At 54.9% G+C, this 20369-nt stretch carries 17 protein-coding genes; 6 read left to right on the forward strand and 11 right to left on the reverse strand.

What is annotated here, in order from left to right; genetic code table 11:
* The first annotated feature begins 40 nt into the window (after nt 1-40).
* Together ACFQPC_RS12150 and ACFQPC_RS12155 are read left to right on the forward strand one after the other, a co-directional pair.
* Nucleotides 41-916: a LysR substrate-binding domain-containing protein gene (locus ACFQPC_RS12150; RefSeq protein WP_382272204.1), complete on the forward strand. Its 876-nt coding sequence runs from the start codon at nt 41-43 to the stop codon at nt 914-916.
* Between the two features lie 165 nt (nt 917-1081).
* The gene (locus ACFQPC_RS12155; RefSeq protein WP_382272205.1) at nt 1082-3136 is read left to right on the forward strand and encodes a TonB-dependent receptor; all 2055 of its coding nucleotides are present in this window, start codon (nt 1082-1084) and stop codon (nt 3134-3136) included.
* 37 nt (nt 3137-3173) lie between these two features.
* On the opposite strand, the gene ACFQPC_RS12160 is transcribed toward ACFQPC_RS12155, so the two are convergent.
* Together ACFQPC_RS12160 and ACFQPC_RS12165 are read right to left on the reverse strand one after the other, a co-directional pair.
* Nucleotides 3174-3659: an asparaginase domain-containing protein gene (locus ACFQPC_RS12160; RefSeq protein WP_382272206.1), complete on the reverse strand. Its 486-nt coding sequence runs from the start codon at nt 3657-3659 to the stop codon at nt 3174-3176.
* 170 nt (nt 3660-3829) lie between these two features.
* Nucleotides 3830-6403: a chemotaxis protein CheW gene (locus ACFQPC_RS12165; RefSeq protein ID WP_382272207.1), complete on the reverse strand. Its 2574-nt coding sequence runs from the start codon at nt 6401-6403 to the stop codon at nt 3830-3832.
* 361 nt (nt 6404-6764) lie between these two features.
* On the opposite strand from ACFQPC_RS12165, the gene ACFQPC_RS12170 reads away from it, so the two are divergent.
* On the forward strand, nt 6765-7535 hold the full coding sequence (locus tag ACFQPC_RS12170; protein WP_382272208.1) for an L-asparaginase: 771 nt from the start codon (nt 6765-6767) through the stop codon (nt 7533-7535).
* 28 nt (nt 7536-7563) lie between these two features.
* Here ACFQPC_RS12170 and ACFQPC_RS12175 read toward each other — a convergent pair whose 3' ends face one another.
* Nucleotides 7564-8535 carry a D-2-hydroxyacid dehydrogenase family protein gene (locus ACFQPC_RS12175; RefSeq protein ID WP_382272209.1) on the reverse strand — a complete coding sequence of 324 codons (972 nt, stop codon included), beginning with the start codon at nt 8533-8535 and terminating at the stop codon, nt 7564-7566.
* Nucleotides 8536-8679: 144 nt separating this feature from the next.
* Nucleotides 8680-8922, reverse strand: a complete 243-nt coding sequence (locus ACFQPC_RS12180) for a DUF2061 domain-containing protein (protein WP_382272210.1) — start codon at nt 8920-8922, stop codon at nt 8680-8682.
* Nucleotides 8923-9106: 184 nt separating this feature from the next.
* On the opposite strand from ACFQPC_RS12180, the gene ACFQPC_RS12185 reads away from it, so the two are divergent.
* Nucleotides 9107-9469: a hypothetical protein gene (locus tag ACFQPC_RS12185; RefSeq protein WP_049831567.1), complete on the forward strand. Its 363-nt coding sequence runs from the start codon at nt 9107-9109 to the stop codon at nt 9467-9469.
* A 4-nt stretch (nt 9470-9473) separates the two neighbouring features.
* On the opposite strand, the gene ACFQPC_RS12190 is transcribed toward ACFQPC_RS12185, so the two are convergent.
* Genes ACFQPC_RS12190 through ACFQPC_RS12200 form a run of 3 tightly spaced genes read right to left on the reverse strand, consistent with a single transcriptional unit; the run spans nt 9474 to nt 12074 of the window.
* A complete protein-coding gene (locus tag ACFQPC_RS12190; protein ID WP_382272211.1) occupies nt 9474-10178 on the reverse strand; it encodes a phosphatase PAP2 family protein in 705 nt (234 codons plus the stop codon).
* Nucleotides 10175-11038 carry an acyl-CoA thioesterase gene (locus tag ACFQPC_RS12195; RefSeq protein ID WP_382272212.1) on the reverse strand — a complete coding sequence of 288 codons (864 nt, stop codon included), beginning with the start codon at nt 11036-11038 and terminating at the stop codon, nt 10175-10177. The genes ACFQPC_RS12190 and ACFQPC_RS12195 overlap by 4 nt, the downstream gene beginning before the upstream one ends.
* Nucleotides 11039-11072: 34 nt before the next feature.
* A complete protein-coding gene (locus tag ACFQPC_RS12200) occupies nt 11073-12074 on the reverse strand; it encodes an LLM class flavin-dependent oxidoreductase (protein ID WP_382272213.1) in 1002 nt (333 codons plus the stop codon).
* Between the two features lie 277 nt (nt 12075-12351).
* On the opposite strand from ACFQPC_RS12200, the gene ACFQPC_RS12205 reads away from it, so the two are divergent.
* Nucleotides 12352-12666: a hypothetical protein gene (locus tag ACFQPC_RS12205; RefSeq protein WP_382272214.1), complete on the forward strand. Its 315-nt coding sequence runs from the start codon at nt 12352-12354 to the stop codon at nt 12664-12666.
* A 65-nt stretch (nt 12667-12731) separates the two neighbouring features.
* Here ACFQPC_RS12205 and ACFQPC_RS12210 read toward each other — a convergent pair whose 3' ends face one another.
* The 4 genes from ACFQPC_RS12210 to ACFQPC_RS12225 all read right to left on the reverse strand — a co-directional run bounded on the left by ACFQPC_RS12210 (nt 12732) and on the right by ACFQPC_RS12225 (nt 17897).
* The gene (locus tag ACFQPC_RS12210) at nt 12732-14759 is read right to left on the reverse strand and encodes a cache domain-containing protein (RefSeq protein WP_382272215.1); all 2028 of its coding nucleotides are present in this window, start codon (nt 14757-14759) and stop codon (nt 12732-12734) included.
* A 12-nt stretch (nt 14760-14771) separates the two neighbouring features.
* The gene (locus ACFQPC_RS12215; RefSeq protein ID WP_382272216.1) at nt 14772-16160 is read right to left on the reverse strand and encodes a sigma-54-dependent transcriptional regulator; all 1389 of its coding nucleotides are present in this window, start codon (nt 16158-16160) and stop codon (nt 14772-14774) included.
* Nucleotides 16161-16327: 167 nt separating this feature from the next.
* The gene (locus ACFQPC_RS12220; RefSeq protein ID WP_382272217.1) at nt 16328-16462 is read right to left on the reverse strand and encodes an MFS transporter small subunit; all 135 of its coding nucleotides are present in this window, start codon (nt 16460-16462) and stop codon (nt 16328-16330) included.
* A gap of 31 nt (nt 16463-16493) precedes the next feature.
* Nucleotides 16494-17897, reverse strand: a complete 1404-nt coding sequence (locus ACFQPC_RS12225; protein ID WP_382272218.1) for an L-lactate MFS transporter — start codon at nt 17895-17897, stop codon at nt 16494-16496.
* A 438-nt stretch (nt 17898-18335) separates the two neighbouring features.
* On the opposite strand from ACFQPC_RS12225, the gene ACFQPC_RS12230 reads away from it, so the two are divergent.
* The gene (locus tag ACFQPC_RS12230; RefSeq protein ID WP_382272219.1) at nt 18336-20360 is read left to right on the forward strand and encodes a TonB-dependent receptor plug domain-containing protein; all 2025 of its coding nucleotides are present in this window, start codon (nt 18336-18338) and stop codon (nt 20358-20360) included.
* The last annotated feature ends 9 nt before the right edge of the window (nt 20361-20369 follow it).

A 20369-nucleotide genomic window follows, 5' to 3' on the forward strand; every position in this document is an offset into this window, starting at 1 on the left:
AATATAAATTAAGACACCAAAGTATAGATAGAACCTATAGATGACTCCTGCCCAACTTCGCGCCTTCCTTGCCGTCGCCCGCCACCGTGGCTTTTCCTCTGCGGCGCGTGCGCTCGGCCTCAGCCAGCCCACCCTGACCACGCAGGTCCAGGCGCTGGAACGCGAGTACAACGTTGAGTTGTTTTTTCGCCGCGGGCGCAGGATAGACCTCAGTGAAACCGCGCAACGCCTGTTGCCTATCGCACAAAACATTGCCGAACTGGAAGTGGACGCGCTCAACCTCCTGGTCAATTCCGGCGCACTGCATGTCGGGAGTTTGCGTATAGGTGCAGTGGGACCATTCCATGTGATTGAAATGGTGGATGTCTATCGGGCGCAATACCCGCGGGTGGAGTTGTCGATCAAACTCGGTAACTCGGCACAATCACTGAATGACCTGGAAAACTATGTCACCGACGTTGCAGTGCTGGCCAATTTTTCCAATGATGCCCGCTTTGTCAGCGTGCCTTATGCGAAACATCCGGTGGTACTGTTTGCACACGTCGACCACCCGTTCGCCAAACGCGAATCGGTAGCACTGAAAGAATTAGCGAAGCAGCCGATGCTGATGCGGGAGCAGGGATCCACCACGCGACTGGCACTGGAAGCAGCACTGGAACAAGCCGGCATACGTCCGCAAGTCGTGATGGAAATCGGTAGCCGCGAAGCATTGCGCGAAGCGGTAGGGCGCGGACTGGGACTGGGCACCGTATCGGATGCGGAGTTCATTCCCGACCCGCGCTTTCGCAAGGTGCGCATCCAGGGCGATCCCGTGACTACACATACCTATGTGTATTGCCTGGCCGAACGGCGTGCGACGCGCCTGGTCGGTTCTTTCATGGATATCGCGGAACAGCATGCGTTGCACGGCAAGTGAAACACCTCATCGTTGCCTGCCATGGGCACTGCATCCTTAATACGACATTGCAGGATGTATACCGCCTGTATACCGCTATAAACGACTGTTAGCGATTGATGCCCGGCTGTCGGCAAATGTAGTATGAGGAATCCATCTCCCGTCCTGCCCAAGCCTGAAGCAAGCATGCAATATCACAAAAAGAAACTGCCATTGGCGATCTCGCTGGCCTTCGCCGCCATCGCGCCAGCCACTGCAGCAGAGCAGACCGAACTGCCCGCCATCAACGTCATCAGCCACTACAACAATGCCATCGGCAGCTCCAATGCAGCCAGCCAGGGCACTGCGACCTCCAGCCTGGTCGAGAACCGGCCGGCGCTACGTACCGGTGAACTATTGGAATTTGTGCCCGGCATGATCGTGACGCAGCACAGTGGCGACGGCAAGGCGAACCAATACTTTTTGCGCGGCTTCAATCTGGACCACGGTACCGACTTCGCCACCTACATCGACGATGTACCTGTCAATATGCGCACCCATGCCCACGGCCAGGGCTATACGGATATCAACTTCATCATCCCCGAATTGATAGACCGGATTGACTATAAGAAGGGGCCGTACTTTGCAGACGAAGGCGATTTCGCGTCGGCCGGTGCCGCGCATATGCGCCTGGCCGACAAGCTGACTTCAGGCATCGCTTCGATTACGGCGGGTAGCCACGGTTATCAACGCGCGGTACTGGCCGATTCTTTCGATGCCGGCAGCGGCACACTGCTGTATGGGCTGGAAGTCACGCGCAACAAGGGCCCGTGGGATAACCCGGAAGATTTGCGCAAGTACAGCGCTACCCTGAAATACACCGGCGGTAATCAGTACGAAGGCTTCAGCATTACCGGCATGGCTTACAAGAACAGCTGGAATGCCACCGACCAGATTCCGCAACGCGCGATCAATGCCGGCCTGATCGGCCGCTTTGGCGCAATCGATCCGACCGATGGTGGTAGCACTTCGCGCTACAGCCTGAGTTATGCGATGCATAAACGCAGCCAGGACAGCCTGTTCGAACTGAATGCGTATGCGGTGCAATCCAAACTCAATTTGTTTAGCAATTTCACTTACTTGCTGGACAACCCGCTTGATGGCGACCAATTCCAGCAGAGTGAAAACCGGCGCATGTATGGCCTGAATGCGGCGCAAACGTGGATAGATAAAATCGGCGGCATCACCATGCAAAACAAGATGGGTTTGCAGACACGCTATGACCGTTTGTCGCCGGTCGGCCTGTATGACACTATCGCCCAGGAGCGCACCGCCACTGTACGCGAAGACAAGGTGAAAGAAGCCAGCATAGGTGTCTACGCGGAGAACTCTGCGCAATGGCTGGAGAAATTCCGTACTGTGGCGGCATTGCGCTATGACGCATACCGCTTCAATGTCGACAGCGACATCGCCGGCAATTCAGGCAAGGCACGCGACCACACCGTATCGCCCAAACTGTCGCTGATCTTCGGACCGTGGGCCAAGACAGAATACTTCGTGAACTATGGCAAAGGCTTCCATAGCAATGACGCGCGCGGCACCACACAGACGCAATTGCCAAGCGGTGGCGCATCGACTCCTGTGACACCTTTGGTAGCCACGCGCGGCGCGGAAGTGGGGCTGCGTACCGAGATCATCCCCAACCTGCAAAGCTCGCTGGCCTTGTGGCGCCTGGATATTGATTCGGAATTGCTGTTTGTCGGTGATGCCGGTGAAACCGAACCAAGCCGCGCCAGCCGTCGCACCGGTATCGAATGGAATAACCATTACATCGCGTACCCCTGGCTCTTGTTTGACCTCGACCTCGCCTTGTCGCGCGCACGTTATCGTGATGCGGATCCGGCCGGTGACTACATCCCCGGCGCTATCGACCGGGTCGTGTCATTTGGCACTACCGTCACCGGGCTTGGTCGCTGGTATGGCGCATTCCAGTATCGCTATTTTGGCGCGCGCCCACTCATAGAAGACAATAGCGTGCGCTCCAGGGCAACTGCGATTGCTTATGCCCGTGTGGGATACAAGGTCAATCCCAAGACCAAAGTGACGCTGGATGTATTCAATCTGTTTGATCGCAAAGCCAGTGATATCGACTATTACTACAGCTCACGCCTGAATGGCGAAGTGGCCGGCGGCGTGAATGACATCCACTCGCACCCGGTCGAACCGCGATCGGTACGCCTGACCCTGACGCATCACTTTTAAGTGGCGCGCTGGTTTGCAGCGGATGGGGGAAATCCGGTCAGGTTTTTTCGAAGACGCCGGCACTGCGGTTCTTGCGCACATTATTCCAGGTGAAGATTTGCGCATTCATCGCGATGTACACACCATGCGGCAACGCTTGCGCAATGCCGCATGCGAAGCCGAAGTTGAACAGGGCGTCCGAATTCTTGACTTCATAGGGGATCATCGCACCGGTCAGGACGATGGTCTTTGGTAATTGTGCAGCGCCCAATACTTCGGCGGTTTCACGCATGGTGTCGGTGCCGTGCACCACGACGATGCTGGTTTCATCGGCACGCAGGCAGGATGCTGCAATGCGCTGGCGATCTGCATCGTGCATATCCAGCGAATCAAGGAAGGGGAGTTGTTCCAGCTGTAGCGGCACCGTAATGCGCGCGCGCTTGATGACCTGCGGCAGGTGACCATGACTGAAATTCAACTGGCCGGTAATTTCATCGTAATGCTTATCGAAAGTACCGCCGGTAGCGATGATGCGCAGTATCATTTAGGGTCACACAACAAAGATAGTCCAAAAGCGGATATCGCATCATAACGCGAGCCGGGCGATTGTGAAAAGAGGCGCGCAATTATTGGCCGATAAATTTACAAATGGATGGGCTTGCCTGCACGGCGATATCCGCGCCCATCCATTTTTCAGCTTAATTTCTTCTATGCTTATGCGGCGATTTTCATGGGTTCCGCACCGGCTGCTGCCGGCATCGGTATTTCTTCGTCGTTCAGCACTGCAAACAAATGATCGACGTTGATAGCCTGGATCAGCAAACGACCGCCATTGGCCTGGATGACTTCTGTCACCAGCATGCCATCGCTCGGGCTGGCCAAGGGCGTCGGCGTGATTTGTGACTCCTGGAATTCCGGCACGCCGTGCAATTCGCTGACCAGCAAACCTATGCTTTGCGAGCCGCGCCTGACAATGATGACCTGGCTGCTGCTGTCTATCTCGGAACGATAGCCGCGCATCAGGTGGCCGAGGTCAAAGACCCAGACGAAGCGTTTGGCTTCATTGTCATGATGCAGTCCTAGTATGCCTATGCGTTCTGCACGGCCACCCATCGAGACTGGCGATACGGCCGAAGCCGGCAAGGCTTCTTCCGCATGTTCGGCGGCAATCGCAAACAGCGAACCATCGATGAAGAAGGTGGCGAATTCACGGCCAGGCACCGCATTGATATCGACTTCCAGCGTGGTGTCGACATTGTTGCCGTTATTGAGTTTTTGCCGCTCTTCACCGAAGGATTTGTACACGACCGCCAATACGTCTTCGCGATAGCCATCCGAAGTCTTGAACTCGCGATAGCCGTGCGACACGGTGCAACCGAGGATCGCATAATGACCGTCATGGATCACGATGCGTGAAGTGCTGCTGCCGTTTTCCATCGCCAACAGTTCCGGCGCAATTTCCAGCACATCGCCGACCGGACGGGTCGGATCGGTACTGGAGATAATGCGGCCGCTGCGGTTGATGAAGAGGGCACTGACGTCTTCCTTGTCACCCAGTGCACCTTTGAGCATGGCGGCGAATTCCGGCTCCGCATCAAACACTATGCCGATGCCGCCCACCATTTGCGCCGTATGCTCGGGATGGCGGATCGCGGCGTGATACACATAAGTCGGACGTTCGCCGTACAAGGCCGTGCTTTCAAACGGCGTCACGTAGTACTGCTGGTCGCTGCGCAACATCGCCACGTTTTCCAGCGTCGTGCTGTCTATGCTGGTGCCGACCACTTCGAGGCCATCTTCCTTGAAGTCGGTGCTGGCAATGATCACACCTGCACTATCGTAGATAAAGATACGGGTGTAAACCGTGTAGAGCGAGTTGATGTAATCGAGTATCTCGCTCAGGCGCGCCACGCTCTCCGCCGATTTATGCGGTTCGGCCAGCGCCACTTGCAGCTCCGGCGTCAGTGCCCACCAGCGGCAATCATCCGAGCGTTCGTACAGGTTACGATCCAGCAAATCGACCATCAGGTGCGAGACGAATTCCGAATCGCTGAGGCTGGATGACAATACGGTTTCGTACAGATCGCGTATCGATTGCGAAAACAATTCATTGCTGCGCGCACCGGTTTCACTGATTTGTTCCAGGATGGTTTTGAGTTTCAGCAGCTCACCGTTTTGCCCGGCCGTCATGACTTGTCCATTCCAGACGACGCGCCGTATGGTTTCGGCCGCGCTCATGATTTCAAACAAGGGTGGGCAAAAGGATTGCGCATGCGACAGCAAGCCATCGGCCACATCCGCATCCAGCGATTTCAAAGCGGTGGTCGCCAAACCGGTAAAGCCGAGCTCAACCGGAATCATGACTTGCCCTTGCCAGCCCGGTGGCCCCATATAACCCTGGTAACCATCCGCCGAGAAAGTACGCGCCAGGTATTCACGCCCGCCATACACCACCAGGTGTGGATCGGCATCACGGTTCACCGGCACGGTCGCACCAACCGGGATCCACAAAGGATCAGCACTGGCAATCACGCGATTGCCGCCATCCAGCAGCAGCATATTCGAACGTTGCGCCGGGTCACGATGCGAGCGGAAGATGCCGGCCATCTCTTCTTCAAAATGGAAGCACAGGCAGAGGATGCCGACCACCGCACCGGTTTCCGGATGATGCATGCGGCGCGAGTAAACCAGCGCTTCATGCTTGCCCGGACGCAGGTCGGTGGCACGGAAGGTTTCGACATAGGTATCGGACGCCAGCGTCGCATGCAGCAGGGGATCGGTGGTGCCTTCCAGTGGCGTTGCTTCATCTATCTGCACCAGTACATTGCCGGCCACATCGATCAGCATGATTTCATCGTAGACGGTGTACTTGTTGCGATAGGCACGCAGGCGCGCCCGTATCATGTCGCGGTCTTCATGCAGGCCGGCGACGAAACTGCACAACTCACGGTCGGTCGCGAGGAAGCCGACGTCAGCGGTACGCTCATACAGATTGCGCACCACGATATCAATGACATATTGCGCCTTGGTGCCGATCTCTTCGAGTACATTTGCAACTTTTTCCCGTACCAGGCTACTCACCAGCTCTTGTTCCAGTCGGTTGAAACCCGCACGGGTTGCCGCCATGGTCGGCAGGATGGCCTTGGCCTCGACCGGGCAATTCATCTTGGCCGACGCTTCGATCATGCGCCACATCAGGTTCAACTCACGCAGGGATTGCTCGCAGCGGCTGACGTCACGCATATACGGCAGGAAGGTATCGATTTGTAGCGAGGCTTGCGGGTTCATCACGGGCTCCTGGTCTTAAATTATTCTGTAGCTGCCCCGCGTTTCCGGCTGCAGGACATGACACTAAAATTTCTCGCGTCTTTAGATGCTGCAAAGCAATTTACAGACCACCCGGGCGGCGCAAATCCGCACCTGGAAACGGCATTTCCTGCAGGTGTATTCACAGCTGTCGCCAACACGGTATACTTGGTCGCCGACCTTGCACCAGAACGGTGCAAGCGGGACAGGGCGCGCCATTTCCTTGCGCGAAAAATGCGGCAGCCCGAATATGTGCAACGGAAAATCCCGCTACACTAGCGCGGGGTCGCCAGCTTGATTCAACGCGTTTTGCCCAAACAACTTTATTGACACTGCTTTACCCATGAAACCTATCGCTCCAGGCACCGTCATCTTCCATCGCCATCGCGGCTATGGCGTGATTACGACCGTTAACTTGATGACGGGCTGGATCTCCGCGCGCTTCGGCAATGAAATGCGCACGCTCGACTTGAACCTGTCGACCGATGAGGTACAGCATGCTGATGGTGAAGCGATATTGTTTCGGCGCGCACCACCGGATCCGATGCCGCATGCACGCTTGATGGCGATGGTGCGCGAGTTGCATAAAGCGGGCTACCAGCGCCTGTATCTGTACAGCTGGCCCAAACCCTCCGGCCTGCATTGGCGCTGGCATTTATTCACCGGTCCGCGTAACTGGATGGAGCGTCCATGGCGCGAAGGCTGGTATGGCTCGGGCGCCGAGTACAACTGCAATCCGGTGATGGGTTGGGGTGATGCGCCGGGTGAAACCACTGAAGAATTGGCCAGCACCCTGGCGCAATTCGATCCGACCGGCCTGGCACAGGCACTGGGGCGCGATGAAGACCACGCCGCGTGGTTCGATATGGTGTGCGAAGCCTTGCTGCCGGATTACACCTTTTCGCTGGGCTGGGACAAACAGGATGGCCGCATCCCGGAAGCTTTACCGGTCATTCCGGTACGTCGTGGTGTCCCTGAATACAGCGGCCCCGCCTTGCCATGGCCACCGGGCTGGACCAAGTTGCTGGGCAGCGCACACCTCGCCAGTACCACTGCAACCGTATTGCCCAAGCCGGTGAAAAACAGCAAGGACAAACCCGATACCGTCAGATAAGCGACGGCGCGGTTCTCACACCAGAGCATTACTTCAATACATTCTTCGGCGTGCCATTCGCGAAGTCGACGATGTTTTGAAATGCACTGCCGAAATAGAGTTCGTAGCTGTCTTTCTCGACATAACCCAGATGCGGTGACGCCAATACATTCTCCATGCGCAGCAAAGCGGAGTCCGGCGGCAGCGGTTCATTTTCAAACACATCAAGTGCCGCATAGCCCGGGCGACCTTGCTCCAGTGCCGCCTGCAATGCATCCGCGGCCACCAATTCGGCGCGGCTGGTATTGACGAACAAGGCTTGCGGTTTCATGCACACCAGGTCGTCAGCGGTGACAATGCCCCGCGTCGCGTCATTCAGGCGCAAGTGCAGCGTCAATACATCGGCCTCCCTGAAAAATGCCTGCTGCGACGCCGCGGCGCGGTAACCATCGCGTATCGCCGCTTCACAACTGGCAGGGCGTCCCCACACCATCACATCCATGCCGAAAGCCTTGCCATAAGCTGCGATCATCTTGCCAATGCGGCCATAACCCCAGATCCCCAAAGTGCGGCCTTTCAGTACCGTACCCAGGCTGTTACGCGCCGGCGACAGCGAGGCAATTTGCCACAAACCATCCTTCAGGTTGTTCACGTATTGCGGCAGCTTGCGCATCGCCGCCATGATCAGGGTCCACGTCAATTCCGCCGGCGCCGTCGGGTCACCCACGCCTTCGACTATCGTGATGCCGCGTGCTGCTGCGGTCGGCAAATCGATATGGCCGCTGACCTTGCCGGTTTGTGAAATCAATTTCAGGTTCGGCAGTTTTTCCAGTAACTGGCGCGACAGGACCGTGCGTTCCCGTATCAATACCAGCGCATCGAAACTCGCCAGCCGGATCGCCAACTGACCTACGCCGCGTGCACCATTGGTAAAGATTTTTACTTCATGTCCGGCCAGCAGCGAGTAGCAATCAAGGTGACGCACACTATCCTGATAATCATCGAGTATCGCGATTTTCATGAACACATTCCTGTAGACGTGGGGCAAGTTGTAATGGCGAAGTCAGCACTGCTGAAGCTGCTTATTATCCGATAGCTTGCATCGCAGCGGCCAATAAAAAAGCCGCTGATACTCAGCGGCTTCAGTATGCAAATTTTAAGGCACTCAGACTGCCTGCATGCCGGCATCGGCAGATGAACGGGCGGCATTTGCCTTGCGTGCTTCGACCCGGGCGCGGATGCGCTCCCACATCTTGTCATGCAAGGGCAGCAACATGACATTACAAATAGGTTCGACCACGGCGGCCACACCGCCCAATGCGAGTGAACCGGTGGCGACATACATTACGGCGAATGCAACACTCATGTGCATTGCGACCTGACTAACGGCTTTAGCTGCTGTGACCATGTTGGAATCCTTTCTATCTTCTTTGCCTGAGCCTTGTAACAGATGATAGCGATTCTCATTTGATAGTACAAATTGATTTAATCAAAGAATTTGATAGAAATTGGCTATTTTTGCATTCCCAGCCGGTTCGGTCTGCTTCGCGTAGAATCAGGGTGAGATTCACCCTTTTCCTTTCGGATCCTACGTGCCACGTCGAATCATTGCTTCTATCGCATCTCCTTTTCGTCTGATCCGCAACTCAGCTTATTCACTGTGGGCCATCCAGAGCCGGGAACGTGTGCGCCTGTGGGATGAGATGACGCAGATGCGCGGCCTGTTGCCCTTGTTGATGAAACAACGCAATGGTTATCGCTGGACCGAGCTGGATCGCAAACGCATCAAGGTGCACCTGCACAAGCTGGTCGAACTAAGTCCTTACATGGTCTTGTTTGTGGCGCCTGGTGGTTTCATCGTGCTGCCTGTCCTTGCATGGTGGCTGGACCGACGCCGCCTGAAACACGATGAAGAAACTGCGGCACGCATCAGCAAAGAACTACAGCAACCCTAAACTTTTACCGTGCCACGCGCGCAGGTGGCAATATGATGCGCATCAGCGCATCAATCACGAAACAAGTCGCCCACACCAGCCACATACTCCATAAATTGTGCGACAGGAAGTGCGCACCACGCGCCATTTGCACCAGGCTCATCACCGCACCTATCCCCAGGCTGAACCATAAAATCGCACGCGCAAGTTTTGGCTTGCTGTCACGCAGCGCAAAGTAACCGGCCATCACGGCGAAGCCACCGGAAGCATGACCGCCGGGCCAGCACAGGCCGGAACCGGACATGGCACCGATTGGTCCAAACAGTGGAAACCATTGTGCGGTGCCACCGAAAGTATTGATATCCCACGGGCAGGAATGCACGCTCACGCCTTTCAGGGTTTGCACCACGAAGGCGGCACAACCGGCCATCAGTACAAACAGGAAGAGTGCACGGCGCCACGGCTTCAGTGCATCGACCCAATTGCTGACCACCAGCACGACGGCGGCGATGACGAGTATCCACACGGTAAATAATTTCAGCATCGTATGCCCCCAGAAATCCAGCGGGCCAGAAATACGCAATGGAAAACCATGCGTAACCGGATCGAAGAACAACTGCGCCAGCCGGAAATCCAGCGCGCCGTCGCGCGCGATCCAGGTAAACAATAAGCCACTCAACAGCAAGCCGATCAGGTTGAGCGCGGCAAAACGGACATAGGAAGATTTCATTTTTTATCGTCGCGCAAACGGATCAGGCCTTCTTGCGCCACGGTCGCGAGCAGTACGCCATATTGATTGTAGACATGCAGGAAACAGAGGCCGCGTCCGCCCGATGCATTCGGACTTTCCATTGCAAACAACAGCCAGTCGTCCATGCGGAGCGGGCGGTGGAACCAGATCGTGTGATCAAGGCTGGCGATTTGCAGGCGTGGATCGCTCATCTTGATGCCATGCGGTTGCAAGGCGGTCCACAGCAAACCGTAATCGGATACATATGCAAACAAGCTTTCATGCAGCAGTGGATCATCGGGCAATTCCATAGGTGCACGCGCCCACACCTGGCGTACCGCAGAGGCACGTTCACCACCAAAAATATCGTCAGCTACATTCGCACGAAAGTCCACCGGTGCCGGATGAAAGCTGCGACCACTCGCAATCCCGCGTTGCTGCCACAGCTTGACGCTGGATGGCAGTGTCTCCGGATCAGTCATCACCGGCGCGGCTTTTTGATGCGACAAACCTTCTTCTTCCGCCTGGAAGGAAGCCGACATCACAAAGATGCGGCGACCTTCCTGCGTCGCGACCACGCGCCGCGTACTGAAGGTGCCGCCATCGCGCACGCGTTCAACTTCGTATTCAATCGGTAACTGATGATTGCCCGGCAGGATAAACAGGGCATGCATCGAATGCGGGCGTCGCTGCGGCACGGTGCTGCAGGCGGCATAGAGTGACTGTCCCAAAGCCTGACCGCCGAATACATTCGGGCTGCCCATGAAATGGCTTTGCCCTATGAATTTATCGGTATCGGTTTGCTGCACGGCGAGCAGGCGCGTAATTTCTTCCGTGTTGTATAAGGATTTATCCAACATGAGCTGCCTCTTGGTAGCGACGCATTAAATTCAATCAGGCTTGCCAGACGTCTGCGACGATTTCATACGAGCGCACACGCTTGGCATGATCAAAGACCATGCTATTGATGATGATTTCATCGGCTTGCGTGGTGTCGAGGAAAGCTTCCAGCTTTTCTTTGACTATGCTGGCATCACCGATGATGGATGCACGCAACATGGACTCGACCGAAATGCGTTCATGCGGCAACCACGCATCATCCATATTCTCGATAGGCGGCGGCAGTTTACCCGGCGTACCGCGTACCAGGCTCAGGTGCATTTGCTGTTGCGAGGTGGCGAGGCGTTGCGCTTCTTCTTCCGTTTCCGCCGCAAACACATTCACACCGACCATTGCATACGGCGCATCCAGCGTTTCAGACGGACGGAAAGTCTGGCGGTACAAATGCAAGGCATTCAGCATGTAATCAGGTGAAAACTGACCGGCAAATGCAAACGGCAAACCGAGGTGGCCCGCCAGTTGTGCGCTATAGCTGCTGGAGCCCAGCAACCAGATCGGAATATCGATACCTGCGCCCGGCACCGCTTGCACCGCTGCACTTTCATTCGATGGCTGCAGGAAGGCACGCAGCTCATTCAATTGACGCGGGAATTCGCTACCGTCATCGCTGATCTCGCGACGCAAGGCACGTGCCGTCGCCTGGTTTGAACCAGGTGCACGCCCCAGGCCGAGATCAATCCGTCCCGGATACAGCGAGGCGAGGGTGCCAAATTGCTCCGCAATCACCAGCGGGGCATGATTCGGCAACATGATACCGCCGGAGCCGACACGTATCGTCGAGGTGCCGCCGGCGACATAGCCAATCACGACCGAAGTTGCGGCACTCGCAATGCCGGGCATGCTGTGGTGTTCAGCCAGCCAGTAACGGTTGTAACCACGCTTTTCCACATGCCGGGCCAGGTCGAGCGAACGATGGAAGGCATCGGCAGGCGTGCCGTCAACCAGGATAGGGGATAGGTCGAGAACGGATAAGGGAGTATTTTTCAGGGATTTCATAACAACTATCTGCCGGTGTATGGATGCAATCCGTTAGCGTAAGGAAATGCGCTTGGCGGATGAAAGATAGACAGCATAACGTGAATCGGAAAATCAGGTCGGCCACCGCGTGGCTTCGCACGGGAAGCTTGGTCCCACTTGCTTGTGGCAGCCCATCCCATGTAACTTTTACAAAATCTGCATTATCCGGACCGATTTCCTTATTAACAGTAAATAAACCTTTCCTTCTGTATTCCGCTCACTAGAATGGGACGACCAACCCACTGAAGGAGGTCACATGATGTTCTCCCGTTCCATTCTGGTTTCCGCTTGCCTGGCTTTATTCCTAATTGCTTGCAAGAAGGCAGAAACACCACCCGCTCCCAAACTCGATAGCAGCGGCTCAGTCGCCGCACCAGTCAGTGCGATGCCGCCATCCGAAGCCAGCACACCGGCTGCAGCCCCAGTCGCCGGTACCGGCAGTGGCGATGCCGGCGGATCTACGCAAGCGACGCCAAAAGAGTTAAGCAAGGATCAGGAATCGTCTGCGATGCCTTTATCCGGACAGGCAAACAATCACTCCACCGCACCGAGTGGCAGCGATAAGAAATAAATCTGTACTTGGAAGTAAATAAACCCGCCGGGAGATGGCGGGTTTATTATTTAAACTATCCATTTTCATGCCAGCAGGCGAACCGTAAATTCCGTGCCTGCACCTTCTTCGCTCCGCACCGTGATCGTGCCGCCATACCGTGCCACCAGCGTATAGCTGATCGACAAGCCCAGGCCGGTACCACCCTGGCGCTTGGTGGTGAAGAAGGCATCAAAGATGTGCGCGATATCTTCCTGCCGTATGCCGCTACCGGTATCCGCCACGCGTATCGATACGCCTTGCCTGCCATCCGCTTCACGCCAGTCACTGGTGCTGATGGTCAGGCGACCGCCATCCTTCATCGCATGAATGGCGTTGGTAAACAGATTAATGAGTACCTGCTGCAGTTCGCCACGGTTGATGGGTACTGTCAGCGTCGCTTCCTTCTTATGCACGACCACGATACGACTTTGATTCAACAAATGGCGTACCAGCACCAGCGAATCTGCAACGATTTCATCGATAGCGACGGTTTCGACGTAACCGGCGAATTCACCGGGACTGGCGAATTGCAATAACTTGGTGACGATGGTGTTGATGCGATAAATCTGTTGATCCATTAATTGCAGTTCACCTTGCACCGGTGCCGCCGCTGCACCCAGGGTATCGCGCAACACATCCAGATTACCTTGCAGCACGGCGACCGGATTATTGATTTCATGGGCCACACCGGCAGTGATCTCACCGATCGCCGCCAACTTTTCAGCCAACACCAACTGTTGTTGGGCCTGTACCAGCAGTTTATTGGTTTGTTCAAGTTCGGCGGTACGTTCCACCACTTTGCGATCGAGTTCATTACCCCATGTTTTCAACTCGGCGGTTTGCTGTTGTACCGTATCCAGCAAATCGTCCAGATGGCGCGATAGATTGCCGAGCTCGTCGCGTGCCTGCACGCCGGTGCGCGCATGCATATCACCCAATTCGACGGCCGTCATTGTGTGGTTCATGCTCTTCAGCGGACCATAGATATTGCGCGCCACACGCAAGGAGAAGTAGGCACCACCGATGCCTATCGCCGTGAACAACAGCGCCAGCAAGAGGATGGCGGTTTCCTTGGCCTTGCGGAACGGTTCTTCCAGATATCCGACGTACAGCATGCCGACGCGCTTGCCGAAGCTATCGCTGATCGGCTCATATGCGGAGATATACCAATCATGTACGACGAAGGCCCGATCCAGCCAGGTCTTGCCATCGTTGAGTACATGGTCACGTACGATTTTCGATGCGCGGGTACCGAGTGCACGCTTGTTACCAAACAAACGGACATTGGTCGCAATACGCACATCATCGATAAACAGGGTCGCGGTCCCGGCGCTGCCGTCCGGCAAAGACCCTTCCGCGTAAACCAGGCTATTGATGGTATCTACAAAACCGAGGTTCTGGTTCAACAGCATGCCGCCTTCCAGCACGCCCAGCAATTGGCCATCGTCGTCATATACCGGCGTTGCCGAGTGGATCACCATGCCGCTTTTTTCTGCGGTTTTGTTGGTCGGTGCCGCATTCGATGTATTGAGCAATTCCAGATACGCTTGTTGTGCAGCCTTGTCGCTGAGCTGGCGTAATTGTTCTTCCGAATAAATATCAATCTCGGTCGCTTTCCCGCCTTGCATCGCACTGAACACCACCGGCCAGCTCTCTGCAATCAATTCCGCCGGTTTGCCATTCGAAGATACGATGACGCGTCCTTGCGGATCGAGGAAATTCAGGAAATCGAGATCGAGCGCCTTTTGCTTATCCGCCAGCATGCGCTGCAAATCTGCATGATTATCATCCTGCACTGTGGTGACGAAACGATAGGAGTCACCGAGGCTGGAGACGTCCAGGCCTATGCGTTCACGGACATGGATAAAGTATTCATGTGCGACCGTAAGGTCACTGCTGACTTTGAAAGTAAGCAGGCGGTCGTAATAGCCGATGCCCCAATAAAAGATCAATGAAAAAAGTATCGGCAGCGCCGTCAGCAAAGGTACCAATGCCACCAATAGGAGCTTGGTACGAACCGACAAATTGCCAAGAAAATGACGGCTCGCAAGCCATAGCATCAAACGTTGCACTATCTCTCGCTTTTATACGCCCCACTCGGCGCACTTGCGCTCGAGGGTCTTGCGTGAAATCCCGAGGCGACGTCCGGCCTCGGTCTTATTGCCATCGACTTCGGCCAGTATTTTCAGGATGTGTTGTTTCTCTACCGCTTCCAGCGTGACGTCACTATTCGTCGTCGTACCGGGCGTCGTGTTGGCAGCTGTGACGTCGGAAATATTCCCGAGTATCAACCAACGCTCTATCAAATTGCGCAACTCACGCACATTGCCCGGCCAGCTGTATGAAGCCAAGGAAGCGAACAGTGCGCTGTCCGGTTTTTTCGCGGCCACACCCAATTGCTGCGCCAATTGCCGCACGAAGTACTCTGCCAACGCCGGGATGTCTTCAGTACGCTCACGCAGCGGCGGCATATGTAGTTGCACGACATTCAAACGGTAGTACAGGTCCTGCCGGAAACGGCCTTCCTGCACGGCTTCTTCTACATTCCGATTGGTCGCGGCAATGACACGCACGTCGACCGGTATTTCGCGTTCCGCACCGACCGGGCGTATTCTTTTTTCTTCCAGCACACGCAACAGTTTGACTTGCATCGCCAGCGGCAACTCTGCGACTTCATCGAGGAAGAGGGTGCCGCCTTGTGCATAAAAGAACAAGCCTTCACGCGATGATGCCGCGCCGCTGAATGCACCTTTGACGTGGCCGAACAATTCGCTTTCGATGATTTCCGGGGCAACCGCACCGCAATTGACCGGAACAAAATGGTTGGCGGAACGATTGCTGAGATTGTGCATCGCACGGGCTGCGATTTCTTTCCCTGTGCCTGACTCACCAGTTATCAGTACCGTACTGGGTACTGTTGCCAGCCGCTTGATGGCTTCACGTATCGGTTGCAAGGCAGCCGAAGCGCCGATCAGGCCATCGACACCAGCCAGGTCGACATGGGTATCCAGTTCACGCCGCAAGATAAAATTTTCCCGCCTCAGATGCGCGCGGTCGAAGCAACGTCCTATCGCGCTCAAGATCTGATTGACGCGGAAAGGTTTGAGCAGGAAATCGGCAGCACCGGCACGCAAGGCGCGGATGGCCGTTTCCAGGTCGGCAAATGCCGTGATCAACACCACGTCATTATGCAAACCCAGCTCGCGGATTTCCTGCAACCAGTCGACACCGGATTTACCAGGCAGTGAGTTATCCAGGATGATCAGGTCAAAATGATGCTGGTCCAGCAACACGTTGGCAGCCTCTACCGACTCCACCGTTTCAACACGACTGCAACGGCCAACCAGCGTGCGTTGCAAAAAGCTGCGCATGCCCGGCTCATCGTCCACGATCAGGATGGAACGTTCTTGCCAGCCGCCGAATGCTTCGACGAAGGGCTCTTCTGGATTGTTGACGGGGGTTGCAGCACTCATAATCAATTTTATGCGGGATAAGCCACGAACTATGGATAACGTTTTCTTATAACCCATAATTGCCCATCCTGCAGTGTGCGTCTAGCCCCCGGGCCGGCGAGGCGACGATAAGACAGAAAAAAGCGAGGTACATATGAGTACCTCGCTTTTGTTGGCAACTAATGACCTTAATGGAACAGTGCCATCGCCTTTTGCAGCGTGGACCACACACCCCATACCAACGGTATCGTGACGTAAGCCCAGAATATTGCGATCACTACAGGACTGCTTTGTTTGCTGCTAACGGATGTCTTGGCATTCATATCTTTCTCCTAATCGTCTATTGCGCAAGGCTTAGGCCGCGCTGGCAACTTGTGCGTTGCCGCCAAGCACAGGCTTGTCGGCTTTGGCGGCATCGTCACGCATATAGTGTTTTGCATCCACCGGCTTGATCAACATATTGCAGACGAAGCCAACCAGCAACAGGCCGGCCATGATGTACATGGTGACTGCGTATGCTTCACCTTTGGCGACGCCCTGGTCAATCTGGTATTGACGAATGTAATTAACCAGCACAGGGCCCAACACGCCGGCCGCCGACCATGCGGTCAACAAACGACCGTGGATCGCGCCGACAAACTTGGTGCCGAACAGATCGGCCAGGTAAACCGGCACCGTCGAGAAACCACCGCCGTACATGCTGACGATGATGCCGTAGAAGATGACGAACAAGGCCACGCTGCCGCTGTGACCGGTATATGGGATGCACGAATACAGGATGATGCCAACTGTAAAGAAGATGAAGTAGGTACGCTTGCGGCCGAGATAATCGGAAGCCGACGACCAGAAGAAGCGACCACCCATATTGAATACACTCAGCAAGCCGACGAAACCTGCTGCTGCAGCAACCGATACCGTGTCCTTGAAGGTTTCCTGGATCATCACCGATGCCTGGCCCAACACGCCGATACCGGCCGTCACGTTCAGGCACAAGACCAGCCACAACAAATAGAATTGCGGCGTTTTCATCGCTTGCTCGATGTCCACGTGATGTTTGGTAATCATCTTGTTTTCAACCACCGGTGGCACCCAGCCGGCCGGCTTCCAGTCAGGTGGCGGAATACGGATCGCCAACGCGCCGATCGCCATCGAAATGAAGTAAAGCACGCCCATCACGATGAACGTTTCTGTCACGCCGACCGAGGTCGCGGTCTTGAAATGATCCATCAGGTAGACCGAGAGTGGCGCGCCTATCATCGCGCCGCCGCCAAAACCCATGATCGCCATGCCGGTCGCCATGCCGCGACGATCCGGGAACCATTTGATCAGCGTTGAGACCGGTGAAACATAACCGAGGCCGAGGCCGATACCACCGATCACGCCATAACCCAGGTAAACCAGCCAGATCTGGTGCAATGACACACCGATCGCAGAAATCAGGAAGCCACCGCCGAAGCAGCAAGCCGCAACAAACATGGTCAGGCGCGGGCCGACTTTTTCCAGCCATTTACCGCCGAAAGCAGCCGCCAGGCCGAGGAAAACAATCGCGAGGCTGAAGATCCAGCCCAGCGTGGTCAACTTCCAGTCATCCGGGGCCGGGCTATCGATACCTATCAGTTTGGATAAGGGGCCATTGAATACGCTGAATGCGTAGGCCTGTCCGATACAAAGATGGACAGCCAATGCAGCCGGCGGCACCATCCAACGATTGAAGCCGGGACCGGCGACACTTTTATCTTTAGCAAAAAAATCGAGCATGTAAATCTCCTCATTTGATCTTGTTCGTAACATCACCGTGTTACGAGGCGTTTTTGACGGCGCTCATGCACCGTCTGCGGCGAAGCTTCTTCACCAGGCCCGGATCTATAGGCAATCGACATGCCAGTTGCCTGAATCAATACAAGCTATTGATTCATAAGGTTTGTTGCGGATGCACATAAATTTGGCGGCGCGACAATTTGGCCGCGCATAGCGACAATTTGACCCGACTCTTTGCGCAACAAGACTTTCCTTAAACCTGCCATACCAGCACGCAAATTGTGGCAAATAGTCATCAAACGCCGTTAATTTTCCGTTAAATCATTATGTCGTTTAGATGCATAACGTATATACTCTCGCTTTTTTAAAAAAGGTCGTTATTCCTGATTCGCTACAACGTGGCAGTCAGCGAGGCCATAAAATAGTAGAGGGAGTAAGATGAAATACCCGTTGTCTCGTACCACCATCGCAGCGTCCTTGCTGCTGGCGTTCGGTAGCAGCTTCGCTGCAGAACCTGCCAATGAATCCAATGTATTTAAGCTCGGTGAAATCAATGTAGCCGGTACCGGCTCCAAGGCTCCGGCCGTAGGTGGCGGCTCCGTCACCCGCGAAGATCTGGATGATTTCAATCGCGACACCCTGGTCGATGCGCTCGACTTGCTGCCGGGTGTCACCACTACAGGTGGCGGTCAACGCAATGAACGCATGGTGACAGTACGAGGCTTCGATAGCCGTCAGGTCCCGGTGTTCATCGATGGTATTCCTATCTATGTTCCTTATGACGGCAACGTCGATATGTCGCGCTTCACGACTTACGATTTATCCACCATTGAAGTTGCCAAAGGATTCAGCTCTGTACTCTATGGCTCCAATACCATAGGAGGTGCAATCAACCTGGTAACACGTCGCCCGGTAAAAGCATTCGAAGGCAACATCGGTGTCGGTGTGCGCAGCAACGACAAATTCAATAGCAATGGCAAGAGCACCAATGTCAATCTCGGGACCAATCAGGGTTTGTGGTACGCCCAACTTGGTTTGTCCTATCTGGATCGGGATGCCTACACATTGTCACGTGATTTCCGTCCTGTCACCGAGCAACCTGACCGCGAAAGGCGCAATTCCTACAGCACCGATAAAAAGCTCAACATCAAGGTTGGCCTGACGCCGAATGCAACTGATGAATACGCGCTGAATTACATCAACCAAAAAGGTGAAAAAGGCAGTCCACCTTATAGTGGCAAGGTTGATACCGCCCGATACTGGCAATGGCCGGCATGGGATAAGGAAAGCCTGTATTTCATTTCCAATACGGCAATCGGCCAGAATTCATACATCAAAACCCGTCTCTACTACGACAAGTTCACGAATCGCCTGACCTCATATGACGACGCAACTTACACCAGCGTCACAAAGGGCTATGCATTCCGCAGCTTCTATGACGACCATACCTATGGCGGTAGTGTGGAACTCGGCACCAAAATATCCGATGTGAATACACTGAAGGTCTCGCTGCATGTGAAGAAGGACTTCCACAAGGAACACAACCTTGGCGAACCTGAGCAACGCTCGGAAGACCGCACCACTTCGATTGGTATCGAGGATACGCATAAGCTCACGAACAAGCTGGATTTGATCGTGGGTGCCAGCTACGACAAGCGCAAGGAAGAGATCGCGCAAAAATGGGACAAGACACGCGGCCTGTATGAATTCCCGGTCAAGGATTCGTCCGCCTTCAATCCACAGGCAGGTTTGATTTATCACACCTCGGAAACCGGCAATGCCTACTTCACCATCGCACGCAAATCGCGCTTCCCGACGATCAAGCAACGTTACTCGGGTGGCCTGGGCACCGCCATTCCAAATCCGGATCTGAGCGTAGAACGTGCGATCAACTATCAGTTGGGCATTTCGGAAAAACTGAATTCGAAAGTGCGGGTCGATGCTGCCATTTTTTATAGCGATATCACCGACATGATGCAATCGAATATCGTGGCCGGCACAGTCTGTCCGGATAGCAAGAATGCAGGGAAAGCCTGTAATCAAATGCAAAACATCGGCAAGGTTGCAAGCAAGGGTATCGAACTCGGCCTGACCGCTGCAGTTACCAATACGCTGGAACTGGGTGGCAATTACACCTACCTCGACCGGAAAAACAAATCTGATTCGAAATTCCTGACCGATGCACCGGCACACAAACTGTTCACCTATGCGAAATGGGCGGCAACTCCTAGTATGAATGTGATCGGTAGTGCGGAATACAATTCCAAACGCTACAGCAATGACACCGGCACACGTATTGCGAACGGCTTCAGCATGGTCAACGCCAAGCTCAGCTACACGCTGCAAAAAGACGTTACGCTGGAAGCAGGCGTCAACAACTTGCTGGATCGCAACTATGCGTACTCCGAAGGCTATTATGAAGAAGGCCGTAATTTCTTCGCTAACATGAACTACCGTTTCTAAGAGTTTCAC

This window comes from Herminiimonas glaciei, from assembly GCF_042664955.1.
Taxonomy (GTDB): Bacteria; Pseudomonadota; Gammaproteobacteria; order Burkholderiales; family Burkholderiaceae_D; genus Oxalicibacterium; species Oxalicibacterium glaciei.